General features: G+C 55.2%; 1 protein-coding gene. It reads left to right on the top strand.

From position 1 onward, the window contains the following. Positions 1-306: FAD-dependent thymidylate synthase (locus AC1RP4_RS07915; RefSeq protein ID WP_481763261.1), on the top strand; the 306-nt coding region annotated here is incomplete at both ends.

Raw genomic sequence — 306 nt, 5'->3', positions numbered from 1 at the left:
ACCAACATCAATGTGGTGGTCACGTCGAGTCAATGGGACAACTTCTTTGAGCTGCGTAATCACCCGGATGCCCAGCCCGAAATCAAAGATTTGGCTGAGACTATGCTTCGGGCCATGTCCGCAAGCAATCCGCGTATTGTCGATCCAAAGGACCTGAATGATGCTCGTGCGTGGCACCTGCCGTATGTGACAATGCAGGAGCGTCAGGCTCATCCCGTTCACGAGCTGATCGCGATGTCGGCTGCTCGTTGCGCCCGCGTCTCGTACCTGACGCATGACGGACAAAATCCTCTATTGGCCAAGGAC

The organism is Dellaglioa sp. CoH-56-MRSF-10 (assembly GCF_056782175.1).
This window is presented reverse-complemented; position numbering and strand designations above follow the sequence as displayed.